Source organism: bacterium (assembly GCA_019637795.1).
Classification (GTDB): domain Bacteria; phylum Desulfobacterota; class Binatia; order HRBIN30; family CADEER01; genus JAHBUY01.
Genome location: JAHBUY010000008.1, coordinates 101065 through 120524 on the forward strand (window position 1 = coordinate 101065; position 19460 = coordinate 120524).

A 19460-nucleotide genomic window follows, 5' to 3' on the forward strand; every position below is an offset into this window, starting at 1 on the left:
AATCCGGACGCGGCGAACGCGCCGCGCCGCGCCTCAGCGCTCCTCGGGCAGGAACTGGCGGATGAACGGAACCAGGTCCGGTCCCTGGCGGATGGTGTGTCCGCCATCCACCGGCACGCACTGGCCGGTGATCCAGCCGGCCTGGTCGCTGAGCAGGAAGGCCACCAGGGCGGCGACGTCGTCGACCGTGCCGAGGCGGGCGATCGGCATGCGGCGCAGGTATTCGGCGACGCTCTCCTCGGCGCCGACCAGCGGCGCCGCCATGTCGGTCGGCACCAGGCTGGGCATCACCGCGTTGACCCGGATGCGGTGCTCGCCGAGGTCGTCGGCGGCGCACGCGGTCAGCATGTTCACCCCCGCCTTCGAGACGCAGTAGCTGGTCATCCAGCGATGGGTCAGGCCGCCGGCGATCGAGCTGACGTTGACGATGCTGCCGCCGCCCGCCGCCTTCATCGCCCTGGCCTCGGCGCGCACGCAGCGGAAGGTGCCGACGAGGTTGGTCTCGAGCACCAACTGCAGCTCCGCGGCGGTCGAGTTGAGAACGCTGCCGACGCCCGGCTGGCCGTGCGAGTTGACCGCCAGGCGCAGCGCCCCGTGGCGGGCCACCGCGGCGGCGACGGCGGCCTCCACGGAGTCGTCGCTGGTGACGTCGCAGACGACCCAGTCGGCGCGCGCTCCGAGCGCGGCGGCGGCGTCGCGCACCACCGACTCGCGCCGGCCCGCCAGCACCACCGTGCCGCCGCCGGCCGCGACGTGGCGCGCGCAGGCGAGGCCGATGCCGGTGCCGCCGCCGGTGATCAGGGCGACCTGGTTCGAAAAGTCGGGCATGGGGTCCTCCGATCCCGGCATCTCCGTCACGAGGCGCCGGGGGAGCGCAAGCGGGGCGCCGGGCGAGCGCACTCCCGCCGGCGGCGAAAGCGCGCTATGGGTCGGTCGTCATGACCAAGAACGATGAGCAGGACTTCGCGTCGCTGCTGGCGGCGAGCGAGGCGCAGGCGACGCAGCGGCCGGCGGTCGGCGAGACCGTACGCGGCCGGGTGATCGCGCTCGGCGGCGGCAGCGCCTTCGTCGAGATCGGCGGCAAGGGCGAGGCGGTGATCGACCTCGGCGAGTTCGTCGATCCGGAGAGCGGCGCGCCGGCGCTGGCGGTCGGCGACCAGCTCGAGGCGACGGTGGTGGACGACGGCCGGACCTCGGGCACGGTGCGGCTGAAGCGCACGGTCGGCCGCGGCGGCCACCTGCCGGGCGAGCTCGAGCAGGCGCACGCACACGGCATCGCGGTCGAGGGCGTCGTCACCGGCGAGGTGAAGGGCGGCTACCAGGTGCAGATCGGCAGCGTGCGCGCCTTCTGTCCCGGCTCGCAGATCGACCGCCGGCGCGGCGAGCCGGCGGAATACGTCGGCCAGCGGTTGCGTTTCCGGGTGACCCGGATCGAGGGCGGGGGCCGCAACGTCGTGGTGTCGCGGCGGGTGTTGCTCGACGAGGAGGCGGCGGAGCAGGCGGCGCAGACCTGGGAGCGGCTGCAGGTCGGCAATGTCCTGCAGGGACGGGTGAGCACGGTGCGCGACTTCGGCGTCTTCGTCGATCTCGGCGGCGTCGAGGGGCTCGTCCACATCAGCGAGCTGGCGCACGGCCACGTCGGCCATCCGTCCGAGGTGCTGCAGCCCGAGCAGGTGGTCGAGGTGAAGGTGCTGAAGGTCGAGCCGGCGGAAGCGGGCGGCCGGCCGCGCATCGCCCTGTCGCTGCGCGCGTTGGCGCCCGATCCCTGGGCGGACGTCGCGGCGCGTTTCCCGATCGGCGCCACGGTGCCAGGCGTGGTGCGGCGGCTGGAGAGCTTCGGCGCCTTCGTGGAGATCGCGCCCGGCCTCGACGGCCTGGTGCACGTGTCGAAGATGGCGCTCGACCGCCGCGTCGCCCACCCGCGCCAGGTGGTCAGCGCCGGCGACACGGTGCAGGTGACGGTGCAGGCGATCGATCCGGCGCAGCGCCGCATCGGCCTCTCGATGGTCGAGGCGGCGCGCCGCGAGCGCGACGGGCAGGAGGCGACCGCCCGGCGCGAGACCGAATCGGCGCTCGGGCAGATGAACGAGCAGCGCAGCCTCGGCACCTTCGCCGACCTGCTCGCCGCTTCGAAACGCGATCGGAAATAGCCGCTGGCGCAAGGCGGGCCGGGCGCCGCCGGCTCACGGCGGTTGGAGCGCCGCCGAGAAGAGGCGCAGCGCCTCGCCGACGAGCTGCGGGCCGGCCTTCTCGGGGGACCCGGCGTCGAAGGGCGGCTGCGGGTCGTACTCGATCGCCAGTTGGATGAGGCGCGCGGTCGCCTCGCCGTGGATGCGGCCGGTCAGGGCGAGCGCCATGTCGATGCCGGACGAGACGCCGGCGGCGCTGGCGAAGGGCGGGTCGATGACGACGCGCGCCGTCGAGACGGTCGCGCCCATGCCGGCGAGAATGTCGCGGAACGCCCAGTGGGTGGTGACCGGGTGCGCGCCGAGGACGCCGGCGGCGGCGTAGAGACTGGAACCGGTGCACACCGACACGCACCAGCGGGCGCGCGGCGCGGCGTCGCGAATCCAGGCGAGCAGCGCCTGGTTGTCGAGCGGCGCCAGCGGGCGCGACGAACCGGGAATCACGATCACGTCGGGGTGGGCCAGCGACGCCGGCGTGGCGGTCGGCAGCACGGTCAGCCCGTTGTCGGCGCGCTGCGGCCGCTGCTCGGTGGCCAGGAAGTGGGGACGCGCCTCGGGCCACGCGGCGATGACTTCGTAGGCGCCGACCAGGTCGAGGGCGGTGAAGCCGTCGTAGAGGACGAAAGCGATGTCCATGCGCGGGCAACCTCCGACCGGGGTCTCCCACGCCGATGGCGCGGCCGGCAACGACAAATGGGCGGCGGATTCGGCCAGGGTGGGTCCTGCGACGCGCCGCGGCATTCGACTCTTGTGATCCGGTCGCCGGCTGTGCTTAGCGATCACCTATCCGTGGGAGAAGACGCGGGTCGCTGGCGACCCAGCGGGGGCCGGCCGAAAGGCCATGGGACAACCTGTTGCGAGGGACGAAGGAGGACGAACGTGTTGACGAAGCGCATGTTGACGATGACGGTGGCCGCCGTGGCGGTCACGGCGTCGGCCGCCATGGCCGGCACCAAGTACCAATCCAATGTGGTGAACGCGAGCACGACCCACCCGCCGGGCAACCCGACCGTGGCGTCGGGCAAGGTCTCGGTGCAGGACAACGGCAACATCAAGGTGGGCGTCAAGGGCGTGACCGACGGCGGGGGCGCGCCGGTGGACTCGAGCACCTCGTACAAGGACACCGCGACGCTCGACGGCAGCGAGTACATCTACATCGTGAAGTTGAACTACACGGCGCTCGGCGTCGACGTGGAGATTCCGGTGGTGCTGACCATGAAGAAGGGCGGCGGCAAGGGCGCCGTCTCGCTCGGCGGCCTGACGTCCAACATCCCGATGGGCGTGGGGCGCTCGCTCGAGGTGACCGGCGGTGAGCTCTGGGGTCCGCTGGGCGCCGGCAACGTCCCCGCCTGCACGGCCGATGTGACGGCGGGCTTCGCGATCCTCTCGAGCGCCTGCAAGGGCGGCACGCGGGTCGGCGTCGCCGGCATCGCCGTTCCGTAACGCCGGGTCCGAGCACTCTGGGCAGGGGCCGCCGCGCGGTGGCTCCTGCCCCGCCCGTCCTGCGCCACGCCGCGAGGCGCCCGTCTCTGTCAACGCGGCGCGCCCGTGTCGCGCGTCAGGTCGGCTCCTCCGCGGCCATGGGCAGGACGACCGTGGCGATGCAGCCCGCGCCGTCGAGTCGATTGGCGATCGTCACCTCGCCGCCGTGGGCGCGGGCAATGGCGCGCGCGATGCTCAGCCCGAGACCGGTGCCGCCGCGCTTCTCGCCGCGGCCGCGGAAGAAGCGGTCGAAGACGCGCGCCAGCTCATCGGCCGGGATGCCGGGGCCGTCGTCGAGGACGCGAATCTCGACCCGCCCGTTCCCGTCCGCGGCCTCGACGCGCACCACACCATCCGGGCGCGCGTGGCACAGGGCGTTGTCGAGCAGGTTGGTGAACAGGCGGTAGAGGTCGGCGATGGTGCCGTGCACGGGCAGCGCGGCGTCGGCGACGACCTCCACCCCCACCCGCCGCGGCTCGCCGAGCGGCCGGTAGGCGTCGGCCAATTCGTGCAGCATCTCCGCGAGGTTCACCGGCGCCGCTGGCGGCGCCGGCAGGCCTTCGAGGCGGGCCAGGGCCAGCAGCTCCTCCGCCAGGCGATCGAGGCGCTCGCTGTCGTGCAGCGCCTCGGCAAGCGCGGCGCGGTACTCGGCGGCGGTGCGGTCGCGGCGTAGCGCCACCTCGAGCCCGGCGCGCAGGACGGCGATCGGCGTCCGCAGCTCGTGCGCGGCATCGGCGGTGAGGCGCTGCATCTGCGCCACCGCTGCCGCCAGCCGGTCGAGCATGCGGTTGAGGGCGACGACGATGCCGCCGACCTCGTCGTCGCGCGCCGGTGGCGGCAGGCGCAATGCGAGGTCGCCGACGCCAACCCGTTCGATGGCTGCGGCCGCATCCTCGAGCGGTCGCAGGGCGCGACGGGTGATGCCCCAGAGCGCGACCGCGAGCAGCAGCAGGGTAGCCGGCACGCCGAACACGAGCAGGGCGCGCAGGCGGCTAGTGGCGTGCGACGCGGCGGTCGCCGGGACGCCGATGCGCACGGTCAGCGCCCCCGCCGCGGCGTCGGCGACCCGCAGCGCGCGGGGCGCGGCGAGCCGCGCCGCGGCGCCCGCTGGCGCTTCCGCGACGAGGCGGGTGCCGGCGAACACGGCGACCTGCTTGCCGACCCCGAGGTCGGTCTCGTCGGCGATGCGGGCGACCAGCGCCGCGATGCCGTCCGGCGGCAGCGGTTGCTCGATCAACGCCGCCACCGTGCTCGCCTCCTCCGCGAGCGCGACGTCGAGGTCGCGCAACAGGCGATCGCCGAACACGCGCAGCAGGAGCCAGCCGGCGAGGACGGTGCCCGGGAGCAGCAGCGCCAGGATCGAGACGACCAGGCGCAGGCGCAGGGGACGCCTCACCGCGGCTCCGCGCTCAACACGTAGCCGGCGCCGCGAACGGTGTGCAGCAGGCGCGGGGCGCCGTCGGCCTCGAGCTTGCGGCGCAGGCGGTTGATGAAGACCTCGATCAGATTGGAGAGCGAGTCGTAGCGCTCGCCCCAGACGTGATCGGCGAGCATCGAGCGCGTGACCACCTCGTCGGCGTGGCGCATCAGGAGCTCGAGCAGGCTGAACTCGCGCGCCGTCAGCTCGATGCGGCGTTCGCCGCGCCGGGCCTGGCGGCGGCGCACGTCGAGGATCAGGTCGGCGACCTGCAGCGAGACCAGATCGCGCTGATGGCCGCGCCGCAGCAGGGCGTTGAGGCGTGCCAGCAGCTCGCCGAAGGCGAACGGCTTGCCGAGGTAGTCGTCGGCGCCGGCGTTGAGGCCGGCGATGCGGTCCTCGACCCCGCCGCGGGCGGTGAGGATCAGCACCGGCGTCGAGCGGCCGGCGGCGCGCAGGCGGCGCAGCAATTCGGTGCCGTCCTGGTCCGGCAGGCCGAGGTCGAGGACGACGAGGTCGTAGGCGTTGAGCAGGAGCAGCCGCCACGCGTCCTCGACACGCTCGCAGACGTCCACCGTCCACGCCGCCTCCTCGAGGCCGCGCCGCAGGTGGCGCGCCAGCGCCGCCTCGTCCTCAACCACCAGCAGGCGCATGGTGCCTCGCCGCCGCCGCTCGCGGCGACAGCAGGATGTAGAGCAGGGGGATGCCGATCAACGAGCAGAACATCGAGACCGTGATGCCGCCGAGGATGGCGATGGCCAACGGCTGCTGCATCTGCGCGCCGGCGCCGATGCCGAGCGCCAGCGGGGCGAGGCCGGCGAGCGCCGCCAGCGTCGTCATCAGGATCGGGCGCAGGCGCACGCGCCCGGCCTCGATCAGCGCCACGTCGCGCCGCCCGAGGCGCGCTTCGGCGCGCCCGGCGAAGTCGAGCAGGAGGATGCCGTTCTTGGCGACGATGCCGACCACCATGATGATGCCGACGACGGAGGAGACGTTGAGCGCCGTGCCGCTGAGCCACAATGCCAGCAAGCTGCCGGAGAGCGCCATCGCGCTGCCGAGGACGATCGCCGCCGCGGCGGCCACGGAGCCGAACTCGACGAGCAGCAGCGCCGCCACGCCGGCCACGGCGGCGGCGAAGACGAGGACGAGCTGGGCGAACGCTTCCTGCTGGCTGGCGTAGAGGCCGCCGAGCTCGACGCTCACGCCCGGCGGCAGGGCGACGTCGGCGAGCGCCCGGCGCACCGCCGTGGTGGCGGAGCCCAGATCGCGGCCCTCGAGCCGCGCGGTGACGCGCAGCACCGGGCGCAGGTTCTCGCGCTCGTGCTGCACTTCCACCCGGCCGGGCCGCAAGTGGGCGATGTCGGTCAGCGGCGCCAGACGGCCGTCGGGCGTGGTCAGGGTGACGCCGTCGAGCGAGCGCAGGCGCTGCTGCAGCGCCAGCGGGTAGCGGACGCGCAGGGGAATGGCGCGGTCGCCCTCGAGGACCTGGCCGACGATGCTGCCGCTGACCGCCGTTGCGAGCCAGCGCTGCACGCCGGCGGCGTCGATGCCGGCGAGCGCGGCGCGGCGAGCGTCGACGTCGACGTCGTAGGTCGGGCCGACCGCGGTGACGCCGTCGAACTCGTCGACCACGCCGGGAATCGGGCTGATCCGCGCCGCGACCTGCGGCGCCAGGGCGCGCAGCGCCGCCGGGTCGTCGCCGAGCAGCTTGATCTCGATCGGGCTCGGGTTGCCGCTGAGATCGCCGATCATGTCCTGCAGCACCTGGACGAACTCGACGCGCAGCCCCGGCACCTGCCCCTCGACGCGCTCGCGGACGTCCTCGATGACCGCCTCCGAGCTGCGCCGGCGCTGCCGCCGGAGCTGCACCGAGTAGTCGCCGCGGTTCGATGCGGTGAGGAAGAAGCCGAGCTCGGCGCCGGTGCGACGGGCGAAGGTCGCGACCTCGGGCGTGTCGCGCAGCACGGCGTCGACCTGATCGAGCATGCGCTCGGTCTCCGCCAGCGCCGCGCCCGGCGGCGCCCAGTAGTCGAGGACGAAGGCGCCTTCGTCCATCGCCGGCACGAAGCCGCTGTCGATGCGCTGGTAGGCGAGGATCGAGACGGCCAGCAGCAGCGCCCCGAACCCCACCGCGGCGGCGCGGTGGCGCAGGGTCCAGTGCAGACCGCGGGCGTACAGCAGGCTGAGGGCGGCGGCCAGCCGGTCGCCGGGCCCGTGTCGCATCGGCCGGGCGCGCCGCGGGGCGAGGGCGTCGGCGAGCGCCGGGGTGAAGGTGAGGGCGAGGCCGAGCGAGACCAGCAGGCTGACCGACATGGTGACCGCCAGCGGCCGGAAGAAGGCGCCGGGCACGCCGCCCAGCAGGCCGAGCGGCAGGAGCACCAGCACCGGGGTCAGGGTCGAGCCGAGCAGGGCGTGGGTGATTTCGCCCAGCGAGCGGCGCGTCGCCTGCTCGCCGCTCTGGCCGGCGGCGCGGTGTCGGCTGACGTTTTCGACGACGACGATGGCGTCGTCGAGGATCAGCCCGATGCCGGCGGCGATGCCGCCCAGGGTCATGAGGTTGAAGCTGAGGCCGAGGACGTGCAGCGGCAGGCAACTGATCAGCACGGTGGCGGGGATCACCGCGGCGGCGACCGCGGTGGCGCGCAGGTCGGCGATGAAGAAGAACAGCGTCGCCACCGCCAGGAGCAGGCCGACGCCGATGCTGTCGCGCACGCTGGCGATCGCCTCCTGCACCAGGTCGGCCTGGTCGTAGACGATGCGGAAGCGGATGTCGGGATGGGTGCGGGCGAGGGCGGCGAGGTGGGCGCGCACCGCGGCGGCGATGGCGACGGCGTTGCCGTCCGGCTGGCGGGAGATCCCGAGCAGCACGGCGGGCTCGCCCTCGACCGCGGCGCGGGTGAAGTCTTCGCGCAGCGCCGGCGCGACGGTCGCCACCGCGGCCAGCGGCACGGTGGCGGCGTCGCGGGTGGCGACGACGATGTCGCCGAGCGCCGCCGGTTCGGCGGCCGGGCCGCGGACCACGGCGAGCGTCAGCTCGTGGCCGTCCACTCCCTGGCCGGCGCCGGCGATGGTGGTGCCGTCGCGTACCGCGTCCTCCACCGCGCCGAGGTCGAGGCGGTGCGCCGCCAGGGCGGCGGGATCGACGGTGATCGCGTACTCGCGGATCTTCGCGTTGTCGAGGTCCACCCGGTAGACGCCGGGGATGGTGCGCATCTGTGGCGCGACCTCGTAGATCGCCAGGTCGGAGAGCTCGCCCAGCGTGCGTCGCGACGCGCTCAGGGCGACGCTGACGATCGGGAACGCCGAGGTGTCGAGCAGGCGGCCCTCGAACTGGGTGCCGGGCGGCAGCTCGGACACGGTCTCGTCGGCGACCCCGAGCACCGCCTGCAGCGCCCCGGCCATGTCGCTTCCCCACTCGAACACCAGATCGAGCTGGCTGCCGCCGCGCGTCGTCAGCGAGCGGATGGTGCGTACCCGGGGCACGGTGGTGACGGCGTTCTCGAGCGGCTTGGTGAGCGCGGTGACGGTCTGCGCGACCGGCAGGTCGCCGGCGCGGGCGATGAGGGTGATGCGGTGGAAGGCGACCTCGGGGAAGATCGCCACCGGCATCGCCCAGGCGGCGATCGCGCCGGCGACGGTGAGCAGCGCGGTCAGGCCGAGGATGGCGGTGCGATTGCGGCCGACGAGCTCGCCGAGCGTCACGGCGCCCTCAGTTGGTCGCCGCCGCCTGCGGCGTCACCGCGGCGCCGTCCGGCAGCCCGTAGTGGCCGCTGACCACTACCAGCTCGCCGGCGGCGACGCCCTCGAACAGCTCCACGACGTCGTCGGCGCGCAGGCCGATGCGCACCGCACGGCGGCGCGCCACGCCGTCGGCGACGACCATCACCGTGCCGTGTTCGCTCCGGTCGTCGGCGAGCAGCGCCGCGCTCGGCACCAGCAGCGCCTGGTCGTGGACGGCGACGGTGATGTGGCAGTCGGCGGCGGCGTGCAGCAGCGCAACCGGCGCCGGCGCGGTCAGCGCGATGCGCACCGGCACGGTGAGGCTCTGGGGGCTGACGGCGGTGACCACGGCGGCGACGCGGCCGTCGATGGTCGTGCCGCCGAGGCGCACCAGCGCTGGCTGGCCGGCGCGCACCTCGGCGCTGCGCGCCAGCGGCACCTGGGCGAGGACGATCAGCGAGCGCGGGTCGAACAGCTCGACCAGCACGTCGCTCGGCGCCACCTGCTCGCCGGGATTGTGCAGCCGGTCGGCGACGACGCCCTCGAAGGGCGCGGCGAGCGCGATGTCGCGGCCGGCGAGGTCGCGCGCCAATCGCGCCGCCGCCGGCCGCTCCTCCGGGCGCAGCGCTCCGGCCTGCGCGAGGATGCCGAACCCGTGCAGCGCCGCTTCGTTCTCCTGCGGCAGGACGCGCGCCGCCACCGCGCCGGCGGCGAGCCGATCGCCGGGTTGCACCGCCACCGCGGTCACCCGTCCGGCGACCGGCGAGGCGAGGCGGACCGACCTGAGCGCCGCCGTCTCACCGGTGGCTTGCAGCCGCGCGGCGATGCTCCGCCGTTCGACGGCGGCGACCTGCACCGCGACGGGCGGTGCCGCCTCCGCTGGTTCGGCGGGCGGGGGGGCGCCGCAGCCGGCGAGGAGCGCGAGGGCAAGAGGCAGCAGGCAAGAGAACGGGGGCAGGCGTGCGCCGGCCCTCCGACTGGTGCCGTGCGGCGCGGGCGCGTTGCCGCCTGCGCTGCCCGCGCGGGCGTCGACGCGGGCGTTCCCCGCCTTCATTCCATGCCTCTGCCGAGCAGTTGCTCCACGGCCGCCGCCGCCATCCGCTGGTCGAGCTGCGAGCGGACCACGGCCGCCCGGGCGGCGATCGTCTGATCGAGCGCGTCGAGGACGTCGACCAGGGTGGCGCCGCCGCCGCCGAAGTAGCGGGCGCGCATCAGCAGCAGGGCGTCGTCGGCGGCCGGCTGCAGGCGCTGCCAGGCGACGGTGTCGGCGCCGGCCCGCTGCGCGTCGGCGCGGGCGTGGGTGAGCGCGATGACGAGATCCTGGCGCACCTGGCCGACGTTTGCCTCGGCGCTGGCGCTGGCGGCGGTCGCCGCCGCGGTGCGCGCGGCGATGGCGCCGCCGTCGAACAGCGGCATGGTGAAGCCGAAGAGGAACTCGCCGCCGCCGTTGTCACGGAAGGTCGGCGCGGGATTGACGCCCAGGAAGCCGCCGTCGGCGTTCAGGCCGAGGTGGCCGCGGCCCTCGCTCCGCGCCACGTCCGCGTCGCGGCGCGCCGCCTCGGCGCTGGCGCGGGCGTCGGCGAGGACCGGACTTGCCTCGATGGCGTCGTCGTCGACCGGCAGTGGCGGGCTGGCGGCCGGCGCGGTCAGCGCCGTCGCCTCGACCGTGACGCCGGTGAGCTGCGAGAGCTCCTGGGCGGCGGCGCCGAGGGCGGCGTCGGCGGCGCGGACGGCGCTGCGCGCCGTCTCCAGTGCCAGCGCGGCGCGCGGCAGGTCGCTGCTGGGCGCCAGGCCGAGCTCGACCTGGCGCTCGAGCAGCGCCCGGTAGTCGGCCAGGGCGTCGCCGGCGCGGCGGTAGATGGCGGCGTCGGCCTGCTCGGCCAGGGCGGCGAAGTAGGTGCTGCGCACCGCGAAGGCGACGTCCGCCTGCCGCTGCCGGGCGAGCGCGCGCGCCGAGGTGACGCGGGCGCGCGCCGCGGCGAGCGCGGCGGCGCGTTCGCCGCCGTCGAGGAGCGGCGCCTCGATGGCGAGGCCCAGCAGGGTGACGCCGCCGTTGGTGATGGCTTCGTCGTAGCCCTCCGAGTGGCCGTACTGCGCCTGCCCGGTGAGCTTGGGCCAGTACGCGGCGCGCGCCGCCCGGACTCGTGCCTGCGCCGCCCGCAGGTCGGCGGCCGCCGCCTGGGTCGCCGGCGAGCGCGCGAGGGCCAGGCGCACGCAGTCCTCGACCGGCAGGAGCGCCGCGGCGGTGTGGGCGGCGAGCAACACCAACGCGACGAGGGCAGGGCGCAGCATGGCTGGGCGATACGGTAGCGCAGCCGCCCTGAACCAGCGGTGAATGCCGCCTTAATTCTCGTTCAGGTTCGGCGCCGCCACTGGTCGCCCCTCCTCCCGGCCCGCTGGCGACCGGCGGGCACTGGCGCTCGCCGCAGGCATCAAAGTGCCGCGAATTCGTACGCGCCGTGCAAGTTCCACGCTGTCGGACGCTCCCGGACGACCGTTGGCGCCGCTGACAGGCCATTCGCCCACATAAGCGTGGGATTATCCGACCGCTGGGGCTAGATTTTGAGGAACACTTCGACTTCGTGGGTACGGGGGGTACAGGATGAGCATCAGGTGTTCGAGGGCGCGCCGGGCTGGGCGCGCCGGGGCAGTGGCGCTCTGGGCGTTGGCGAGCGGGCTGGCGGTCGCGCCGGCCGCGGCGTTCACCACGTTCGAGAGCGGGCAGGTGCGGCCGTTGGCGTTGTCGCCGGACGGCACGCGGCTGTTCGCGGTCAATACGCCGGACGGCCGACTGGAGATCTTCGATGTCGGCGTCGGTGGCCTGACGCGGCGCGCCTCGGTGGCGGTCGGCCTCGAACCGGTGGCGGTGGCGGCGCGCAGCGACAGCGAGGTGTGGGTGGTCAACCACCTCTCGGACAGCGTCAGCATCGTCGACGTGGGCAGCAGTCCGCCGCGCGTCGTGCGCACCCTGCTGGTCGGCGACGAGCCGCGCGACATCGTCTTCGCCGGCAGCGGCGGCAGCCGCGCCTTCATCACCACCGCGCATCGCGGCCAGCAGCGCACCAACGCCTCGATCAGCGGCGTCCCGGGCGCCGGCGATCCGCAGTTCACGACCCCCGGCATCGGCCGCGCCGACGTCTGGGTGTTCGACGCCGACGCGCTCGGCGGCACGATCGGCGGCACGCCGCTGGCGATCAAGACGCTGTTCGGCGACACGCCGCGCGCCCTCGCCGTCAGCCCCGACGGCAGCACGGTCTACGCCGCGATCTTCAAGTCCGGCAACCAGACGACCGTGCTCTCCGAGGGCGCGGTGTGCAACGGCTTCGGCAACGCCGCGCCCTGCGTCGTGCAGGGGCAGACGATGCCCGGCGGCCTGCCGCCGCCGAGCACCGACGCGCAGGGCAAGCAGGCGCCGGAAACCGGTCTGATCGTCAAGTTCGACATCGCCTCGGGCCAGTGGCGCGATCCGCTCGGCCGCAACTGGTCGGCGGGCGTCCGCTTCGACCTGCCGGATCTCGACGTGTTCGCGCTCGACGCCGACACCCTGACGCAGTCGACCGCCTTCGCGCACGTCGGCACCACCCTGTTCAACATGGCGGTCAACCCGGCGACCGGCGCGCTCTACGTGTCCAACACCGATTCGCGCAACGAGGTCCGCTTCGAGGGGCCCGGCATCTTCGGCGGCAGCACCGTCCAGGGCCATCTCGCCGAATCGCGCATCACCGTCATCAGCGGCAACGGCGTCTATCCGCGCCACCTCAACAAGCACATCGACTACGACAGTCTGCCGGCGCCCGCCGGCACCAAGGAGCACAGCCTGGCGACGCCGACCGGCATGGCGGTGTCGGCCGACGGCACGACGCTCTACGTCGCCGCCTTCGGGTCGAGCCGCATCGGCGTCTTCGACACCGTCGCCCTCGAGGGCGACACCTTCGATCCGGAAGTCGACAGCGCCGACTACCTCGGCGTCAGCGGCGGCGGTCCGAGCGGCCTGACGCTGGACGCGGCGCACAACCGCCTCTACGTCCTGACCCGGTTCGACAACAGCGTGTCGGTGGTCGATCTCGGCAGCCGCGCCGAGGTGGCGCACCTGCCGCTGCACAACCCGGAGCCGGCGAGCGTGGTCAACGGCAGGCGCTTCCTCTACGACGCCGCCCACACCTCCAGCAACGGCGAGGCGTCGTGCTCGAGCTGCCACATCTTCGGCGACATGGACGACCTGGCCTGGGATCTCGGCAACCCCGACGACGCGGTGAAGACCAACCCGATTCCGATCAATCTCCAGATCACCATCCCCTTCGCCGGCCTGCCGGCGCCGATCAACGGCACCGGCAACGCCACCGATTTCCATCCCATGAAGGGGCCGATGACCACCCAGACCCTGCGCGGCATGCTCGGCAGCGGCGCCATGCACTGGCGCGGCGACCGCTCCAACCCGCCGGGCGGGCCGGCGAAGGCCTTCGATGAAGTCAACTCGTTCATGAACTTCAACGTCGCCTTCCCCGGCCTGGTGGGGCGCGACAGCGAGCTGACGACCGCCGAGATGCAGGCGTTCACCGACTTCATCCTCCAGGTCGAGCTGCCGCCCAATCCGGTGCGCGCCCTCGACAATTCGCTGAACGCGGCGCAGTCGGCGGGCCGCGACTTCTTCTTCGGCCCGCGGCTGTCGGACGGCCTCCCCGGCACGTTCTTCAACCAGCCGCTCGGCTTCACCTGCGAGGGCTGCCACCGCCTGCAGCCGGGTCTCGGCCACTTCGGCACCGACGGCCGCGCCAGCTTCGAGAACGAGCAGCAGATCATCAAGATCCCGCACCTCCGGAATCTGTACCAGAAGGTCGGCATGTTCGGCGTCCTCGACGTCGCCGGCGAGTTGCCCCTCAACCAGCCGCACCAGGGGCCGCAGATCCGCGGTTTCGGCTTCCTGCACGACGGCAGCGTCGACACGCTCTTCCGTTTCTTCAATGCCACCGTGTTCAACGGCGCCTTCAGCAACCAGACCGGCTTCCAGAACAACACCCAGAAGCAGAACGTCGAGCAGTACATGCTCGCCTTCGACACCAACCTGGCGCCGATCGTCGGCCAGCAGATGACGCTGACGAGCGGCAACGGGGGAGTCGCCAACCCGCGCATCGACCTGCTCGTCGCCCGCGCCGCCGCGGGGGAGTGCGACCTGATCGTCAAGGGCACGGCGGGCGGCCTGGCGCGCGGCTGGCTGCGCCAGGGGAGCGGCCAGTTCGTCAGCGACCGCGCCAGCGAGGCGCCGCTCGCCGACGCCGCGCTGCGGGCGCTGGCGGCGACGGCGGGCCAGGAGCTGACGTACACCTGCGTGCCGCCGGGCGACGGCACGCGCGCCGGCATCGATCGCGACGAGGACGGCTACTTCGATCGCGACGAGCTCGACGTCGGCTCCGACCCGGCCGATGCCGCGAGCACGCCGCTGACCATCCCGCAGCGGGTGATCATTCGCACCAGCAAGCTGATCATGAAGGACGACGTCACGGCGCCGATCGACGCCAACAAGCGCCGGTTCACCTTCTCGGCGGACAGCACCTACGAGCTGCCGCAGCGCCACATCGTGCCCCCGGCGCCGGCCAGCAGCGGCGACCCGCGCGGCGGCGGCGCGACGCTGATCGTCTACAACTCCGCCGGCCTCGCCGTCGACGCGGTGAGCGTTTCGCTTCCCGCCGGCGGCTGGACGGCGCTCGGCAGCGCGACCTCGCCCAAGGGCTGGCGTTTCCGCGGCGACCCTGCGTCGCCGATCCGCAGCGTGCTGGTGAAGCAGAACCGCATCGTCATCAAGGGCGGACGCAGCGCCTGGGGCTACACGCTCGACGAGTCATCGCAGGGCCGCATCGCTCTGCGCCTGCAACTCGGCGGCGATGGCGGCTGGTGCACCGAGACGCCGGCGGAGAGCAAGGGCAATCCGCCGTCGACCGCCAAGTCGGACCGCCCCGGCTACTTCAAGGCCGGCGGCCTGGCGCCGGCGCCGGCGATCTGCCCGCTCGTGCCCTGACGAGGCCCGGCGAGGCGGATCGCTGCATCCGCCTCGCCGCGCCCGCCGGGGGGCCGCTTCATTCCCGGCGCCGAAGGTCGGCCCGACGTCGACTGCGCGGTTCTCGAAGCCTTGCGCGTGCAGCGAAGCCGCCCGACTCGGTCCTGCCGCCCCAATGCCGCATCCTCGGCGCCGGCCTGAGGTCGCCGCAGACGACAGCGCCCCGGCATCTTGCGATGCCGGGGCGCTGGTGCCCATGGGGAGCGGGAGCTACTTCTTCGCCTTGAACTGCCCGATGTCGTTCTTCACTTCGTCGGGGGCGGTGAACGTGCTCTCGAGGCAGACCGACGAGCCGTTCTTCTTGAGTTGCACCGTTACCGGATAACTGAGCGGCAGTGCCGGGTCGGGTAGGGCGCTTCCCTTACCCTTGGCCTGCGCCTTCGGCTTGCCGGACGCGCCACCTTTGAGGAGGGCCTTGGTGAGGCCATTGGGGCTGGTGCCCTTGAACAGGTAGCCGGTGTTGCCGAGCGCGCTCCAACCGCTTCCCGCCGGCAGCGAGGCGGCCCCAACCAGCGTGCCGCCAGGGCCACTGTAGACACACAGCGCGTAGTCCGTGCTGCCGGTCGGATCGGCGAGGGCGGCTTGGCTCACCGGGGCGCCCTTGCCCCACTTCCACATCAGCTTGTCCTTGGCGTCGTCGGTCGCGTTCTTGATCATGAAGAGGCCCTTGGCCGCCGTGAGGCAGCCCGTGGCGGGGCCCGCCTCGTTGACGCAGCCGGTCATCGGGTCGCAGGCGTCGGCGGTGCAGGCGTTGGCGTCGTCGCAGTTGAGAACGGTGGGGCCGGCGCAGGCGCCGGCGCCGTTGCAGACATCGCCGCTCGTGCAGGCGTCGTGGTCGCTGCAGGCGCTGCCGGCCGGCTCGTACTGGCAGTCCGAGTCGCAGCAGTCGCCGCTGGAGGAGTTGCCATCGTCGCATTGCTCGCCCGCGTCGACGATGCCGTTGCCGCACAGTTTCGCGCCCGGCTCGCAGCCGCCGGGCGACGCGGTGCCGACGACCAAGCGATCGACGAAGACGGCGGAGTCGAACACGTTGTCGCCCTGGTCGAAGATCGAGAGGTAGAGTGAGTGGGCACCGCTGGTGATCGGCGTCGACGCGGTCAGCAGCGGCGTCGCGCCGTCGTAGGTCGTGCCCGCGGCATTGCCGGCGGTCATGCTCGCGGGGCCGACGGTGTTGATGCTGATCACGTTGCCGAGGAGGTCGAAGGCGAAGTTGTCCGGTGCCGTGACGATCGATCCCATCGTCGTCCAGGTCGAATGGTCGAGCTCGGCGACGAACGCGTCGCTGAACTCGCTGCCCACGTATTCTGGGAACTCTTCCGACAGGAAGCGGAAGTCGAGCGACAGGCAGTTGGCGCCCTCGGGCACGTCGAGGTCGATGCGGAGAATGGTCACGTCGCGGTCGGTGTCGCCGCGAACCGCGTCGCCGCCGTCGTTCCGACCGCTGCTCCCGCTCGCATTCGCCTGATCGGCGAGCGTGACGTCGCCGGAGGTTAGAATGGCAAAGGTCGTTCCGCTGGTCGGAAAGCCGGCCAGCGCGGCGGTTCCGGCGGCCATCCCGATGCCGTGCGGCGTGCCCGATGGCGGCAGGGCCTCGAAGGCGGCGCCGACGACGGCGCCCGGCACCTGTTCGATGGCGGCGGACAACGCGACGGGATCCGAGGTGACAGTGATAGCCGCGGTCGCCGAGGACACGGCCAATACGGCCGCTCCCCCGACGCCCAGCAGACAGCAGACTGCGGTGCGGATCGACGCGGATATCCTCATGAGTTGGTCCCCCCTGTGCGGTTGGCACGAACACCCGATTGCCGGCGGGCGCCGCGGCATGGTCGCGATGATCTCCACGGATTGGGCCGTCGAGATCGCCAATGAATGGCCTTTTATGATACTGCCCAGCTAGCGAGCAATTGGGGAAAACCCGTAGCGCTCCGTTGTCCCGTCGCTCGGCGGTGACACGCGGACGAGCAGGCGGCGCGATTCGGGGAATCGCCGGCTGACCTTCATGCTCGACAGGACCTCCGTCGGCGCCGCCGCGCCGCGTCCTGACGCCGGCGCCGGCCGGCTGCGCCGGCGGCTCGGCGGCGATGGGCGCCTGGCGCACCGACACGCCGGCGGAGGGCAGGCGCCGACCGCCGCTGGCTGCCAAGTCGGACCGCGCGGCTACGTCGAGGCCGGCGGTCCGGCGCCGGCGCGGGCGGTCCGCCCGCTCGCGCCCTGACAGGGGGCGACGGTGGAGGGCGCGGAGGTTCGAGGCGCCGCGCCCTCTACCGTCGGCGGTTCAGTCCCCGGCGCGGATGGTCGTCGTCGCGACCCCGTGGTCCTGCACGCAGGTGATCGCTTCGTTGGGGGTCGCGGTCGGGTAGTAGAAGGCGAAGAGGTTGCAGTGCTCGTTGGTGTCGGTGAACGGGCCGAACTTGTATTCGACGTCGTTCGGATTCTCCCAGTAGCACTCCCACTCCAGGCCCTCGCCGGCGTCGAAGAACAGCGGCGGCTGGTGGATCAGGAAGAGGGGATCGGTGTAGCCCTCGTGGTGGTAGATCTCCTCGCCGCGCACGCCGTCGTCCCAACGGAAAGTGGAGAAGCGCTTGCCGCGGAAGTGATAATGGCCGGTCTCGGCGAACAGCTCGAGCGGGCGCGGGAAGGTGCAGGTGGCCGACTGGGCGGTGTTGGCGAGCGGCGGCACATCGACGTCGCGATCCTGGCCGAAGAGGGCGCCGGCGTAGGCGGTGACCGTGCCCGGGTCGGCGTCCTGCAGGTTCATCACCACCTTGCCCTCGCCGGAGGTCTCCAGCGAGCCGACGTTGACGAAGTGGGTCTGCACCAGCAGTTGCTCGCCGGCGCGCAGGTGGAAGGCGACGCCGGCCGGCAGCTCCCAGTCCGTCTTGCGGATCTGCGAGGCGACCACCAGCGCCCACTTGTCGAAGTCCACCGCCATGTTGCAGACCTCGAAGCCGTCGGGGACGTCGGTCGCCGCGTCGTAGGCGCGGTAGAGATGGATGTGGTGGCTGCCGCCGCTGACGTTGATCTGGATGCGGTTGACGTCCAGGTCAACGTCGGACTGCAGCTTCATGTAGTGACACAGCGTCTCCTCGGAGCCCTTGGCCACCGGCCGCGCCGTCACCCGGATCTGCACGCCGCGGTTCGGCTTCGGCAGCGTCACCTCGGCCGGGTTGTCGCTGCTGTTGCCGAGGGTGCGGCCGTCGTCGCCGCGGACCACGCCAGTCGTCGGGGCGCCGGCGGCGATCCACGCCTCCAGCACCTCGATCGTCGCCTCGTCGAGCGGCGCGGCATTGTAGGGCATGGGCACGCCCTCGCCGGCGGCGAGGTTGTTGGTCAGCTTGGCGATCAGGAAGGAGTGCGCGGTGTCGCCGGGCGCCACCCGGAGCATGCCGTGCGCCGCGGCGGCGCGGTTGGACGGCGCGTGGCTCATGAGTTGGTCCCAGGAGGAGCCCGCTTCCAGGCTCAGGCCGCCGGCCCTCCCGACGCTGCTGTGGCAGGAGTCGGCCGAGCAACTGACGTCGAAGACCTCCCTCTGGATGCGCTCGAAGGTTGCCATCCGCGGCGCCCCTGGGCCGCTGCCGCCCCCGTCACCGCAGGCGGCGATGCCGCCCGCCGCGCCGAACATCAGCAACCCCGCGAGGATCTGCTTGCGCTGCATGGTTCCTCCCAACCCGCGCCATGGTGTATCAGCCGCGGGTGAGCCCCTTCAACGTGGGTTTGTCCCGCATGCGTCGGGCAATGGCGAGTAGTCGGGCCGTCTGTGCCGCCCTCGGCCTGCTGCTGGGGACCGTCGCGGTAGCCCGGGCGCACAATCAGCCGCCGCCGATCGAGTCCTGGGGGCCGTTCCTGCCGGGGACCCAGACCTGCCTGCGCACCATCAGCCGGGCGACCCACGCCTGCTTCGACACCGTGTTCGCGCTCGAGCAGGCGTGTCGGGACGCGCCGCTGCGCGGCGAGACCTGCGACCCGGCGGCGCTCGAGCGCGACGTCGCCGCCGCCGACGGCGCCCTGCGCGCCACCCTGGCGGCGGCGTGCGCCGACGGCCAATTGACCGAGCTCAGCTTCATCGGCCTGTTCGACGCCGGCAGCGACCTCACCCGCGGCTGCGTCGGCGAAGCGCAGAACGCGATCGCGGCCCTCTACGCTCCGGCGCGCGCCGGCGCGACATCCGCGGAGGCCGCCCGGTGCCTGGCGGCGGCGGCGAGCTACGGCCGCAAGATGATGTGGTTCGCGCTGCAGCGCGAGGTCCCGGTGATGGAGCGCATCGCCACCCGTCTGGTGGCGAGCGACGAGAAGCAGGCCTCGATCCGGCGCGTCAACCAGGAGCTCGCCGCCGCCCGGGCCCGTTGGAGCGCCGGTCTGCTGGCGGCGTGTCCCTCACTCGAGCAGGTCTACGGCCGCTCTCCCGACAGCCTGCTGCGCACCCTCAAGCAGCGCGTCGACTGCGTGCTCTCGCGCACCTATGTCCACAGCGCCATCGCCTGCCTGCCGCAGGTCTGCGGCAACGGCATCCCCGAGGGCGGCGAGGCCTGCGACGACGGCAACACCGTCGACGACGACGCCTGCTCCAACGACTGCGTCGCGCGCTGAATCCGCACCCGCGGGG

At 73.1% G+C, this 19460-nt stretch carries 12 protein-coding genes and 1 pseudogene; 4 read left to right on the forward strand and 9 right to left on the reverse strand.

Features of this window, described 5'->3' with window-relative positions:
- Positions 1 to 33: 33 nt before the first annotated feature.
- Positions 34 to 828: an SDR family oxidoreductase gene (locus tag KF840_23950; GenBank protein ID MBX3027959.1), complete on the reverse strand. Its 795-nt coding sequence runs from the start codon at positions 826 to 828 to the stop codon at positions 34 to 36.
- A gap of 110 nt (positions 829 to 938) precedes the next feature.
- Between KF840_23950 and KF840_23955 the strand changes: the two genes are divergently transcribed.
- The gene (locus KF840_23955; protein ID MBX3027960.1) at positions 939 to 2150 is read left to right on the forward strand and encodes a S1 RNA-binding domain-containing protein; all 1212 of its coding nucleotides are present in this window, start codon (positions 939 to 941) and stop codon (positions 2148 to 2150) included.
- 33 nt (positions 2151 to 2183) lie between these two features.
- On the opposite strand, the gene KF840_23960 is transcribed toward KF840_23955, so the two are convergent.
- Positions 2184 to 2822 (reverse strand): DJ-1/PfpI family protein, encoded by a 639-nt coding sequence (locus KF840_23960; GenBank protein MBX3027961.1) that lies wholly within the window; start codon positions 2820 to 2822, stop codon positions 2184 to 2186.
- Between the two features lie 243 nt (positions 2823 to 3065).
- Between KF840_23960 and KF840_23965 the strand changes: the two genes are divergently transcribed.
- Complete coding sequence (locus KF840_23965; protein ID MBX3027962.1) at positions 3066 to 3629, forward strand: hypothetical protein; 564 nt, start codon at positions 3066 to 3068, stop codon at positions 3627 to 3629.
- A gap of 115 nt (positions 3630 to 3744) precedes the next feature.
- Here KF840_23965 and KF840_23970 read toward each other — a convergent pair whose 3' ends face one another.
- The 5 genes from KF840_23970 to KF840_23990 all read right to left on the reverse strand — a co-directional run bounded on the left by KF840_23970 (position 3745) and on the right by KF840_23990 (position 11097).
- Positions 3745 to 5064 (reverse strand): HAMP domain-containing protein, encoded by a 1320-nt coding sequence (locus tag KF840_23970; GenBank protein MBX3027963.1) that lies wholly within the window; start codon positions 5062 to 5064, stop codon positions 3745 to 3747.
- Positions 5061 to 5738 (reverse strand): response regulator transcription factor, encoded by a 678-nt coding sequence (locus tag KF840_23975; GenBank protein ID MBX3027964.1) that lies wholly within the window; start codon positions 5736 to 5738, stop codon positions 5061 to 5063. Before KF840_23975 ends, KF840_23970 begins: the two co-directional genes overlap by 4 nt.
- Entirely contained in the window at positions 5719 to 8787 is a 3069-nt protein-coding gene (locus KF840_23980; GenBank protein ID MBX3027965.1) for an efflux RND transporter permease subunit, read from the reverse strand. Before KF840_23980 ends, KF840_23975 begins: the two co-directional genes overlap by 20 nt.
- Before the next feature lie 7 nt (positions 8788 to 8794).
- Positions 8795 to 9661: an HlyD family efflux transporter periplasmic adaptor subunit gene (locus KF840_23985; protein ID MBX3027966.1), complete on the reverse strand. Its 867-nt coding sequence runs from the start codon at positions 9659 to 9661 to the stop codon at positions 8795 to 8797.
- A gap of 194 nt (positions 9662 to 9855) precedes the next feature.
- Positions 9856 to 11097 carry a TolC family protein gene (locus KF840_23990; protein ID MBX3027967.1) on the reverse strand — a complete coding sequence of 414 codons (1242 nt, stop codon included), beginning with the start codon at positions 11095 to 11097 and terminating at the stop codon, positions 9856 to 9858.
- A gap of 310 nt (positions 11098 to 11407) precedes the next feature.
- Between KF840_23990 and KF840_23995 the strand changes: the two are divergent.
- Positions 11408 to 14182, forward strand: a pseudogene (locus KF840_23995) (hypothetical protein).
- 885 nt (positions 14183 to 15067) lie between these two features.
- Here KF840_23995 and KF840_24000 read toward each other — a convergent pair.
- Positions 15068 to 15961: a hypothetical protein gene (locus KF840_24000; GenBank protein MBX3027968.1), complete on the reverse strand. Its 894-nt coding sequence runs from the start codon at positions 15959 to 15961 to the stop codon at positions 15068 to 15070.
- Positions 15962 to 17132: 1171 nt separating this feature from the next.
- Positions 17133 to 18512 carry a hypothetical protein gene (locus KF840_24005; protein ID MBX3027969.1) on the reverse strand — a complete coding sequence of 460 codons (1380 nt, stop codon included), beginning with the start codon at positions 18510 to 18512 and terminating at the stop codon, positions 17133 to 17135.
- A gap of 596 nt (positions 18513 to 19108) precedes the next feature.
- On the opposite strand from KF840_24005, the gene KF840_24010 reads away from it, so the two are divergent.
- Entirely contained in the window at positions 19109 to 19444 is a 336-nt protein-coding gene (locus tag KF840_24010; GenBank protein MBX3027970.1) for a hypothetical protein, read from the forward strand.
- Positions 19445 to 19460 lie beyond the last annotated feature (16 nt).

Excerpts from the sequence above, each read along its gene's own strand:
- KF840_23950 (MBX3027959.1), bottom strand. The coding sequence starts at position 828 with ATGCCCGACTTTTCGAACCAGGTCGCCCTGATCACCGGCGGCGGCACC.
- KF840_23955 (MBX3027960.1), top strand. The coding sequence starts at position 939 with ATGACCAAGAACGATGAGCAGGACTTCGCGTCGCTGCTGGCGGCGAGC.
- KF840_23960 (MBX3027961.1), bottom strand. The coding sequence starts at position 2,822 with ATGGACATCGCTTTCGTCCTCTACGACGGCTTCACCGCCCTCGACCTG.
- KF840_23975 (MBX3027964.1), bottom strand. The coding sequence starts at position 5,738 with ATGCGCCTGCTGGTGGTTGAGGACGAGGCGGCGCTGGCGCGCCACCTG.
- KF840_23990 (MBX3027967.1), bottom strand. The coding sequence starts at position 11,097 with ATGCTGCGCCCTGCCCTCGTCGCGTTGGTGTTGCTCGCCGCCCACACC.
- KF840_24005 (MBX3027969.1), bottom strand. The coding sequence starts at position 18,512 with ATGCAGCGCAAGCAGATCCTCGCGGGGTTGCTGATGTTCGGCGCGGCG.
- KF840_24010 (MBX3027970.1), top strand. The coding sequence starts at position 19,109 with ATGGAGCGCATCGCCACCCGTCTGGTGGCGAGCGACGAGAAGCAGGCC.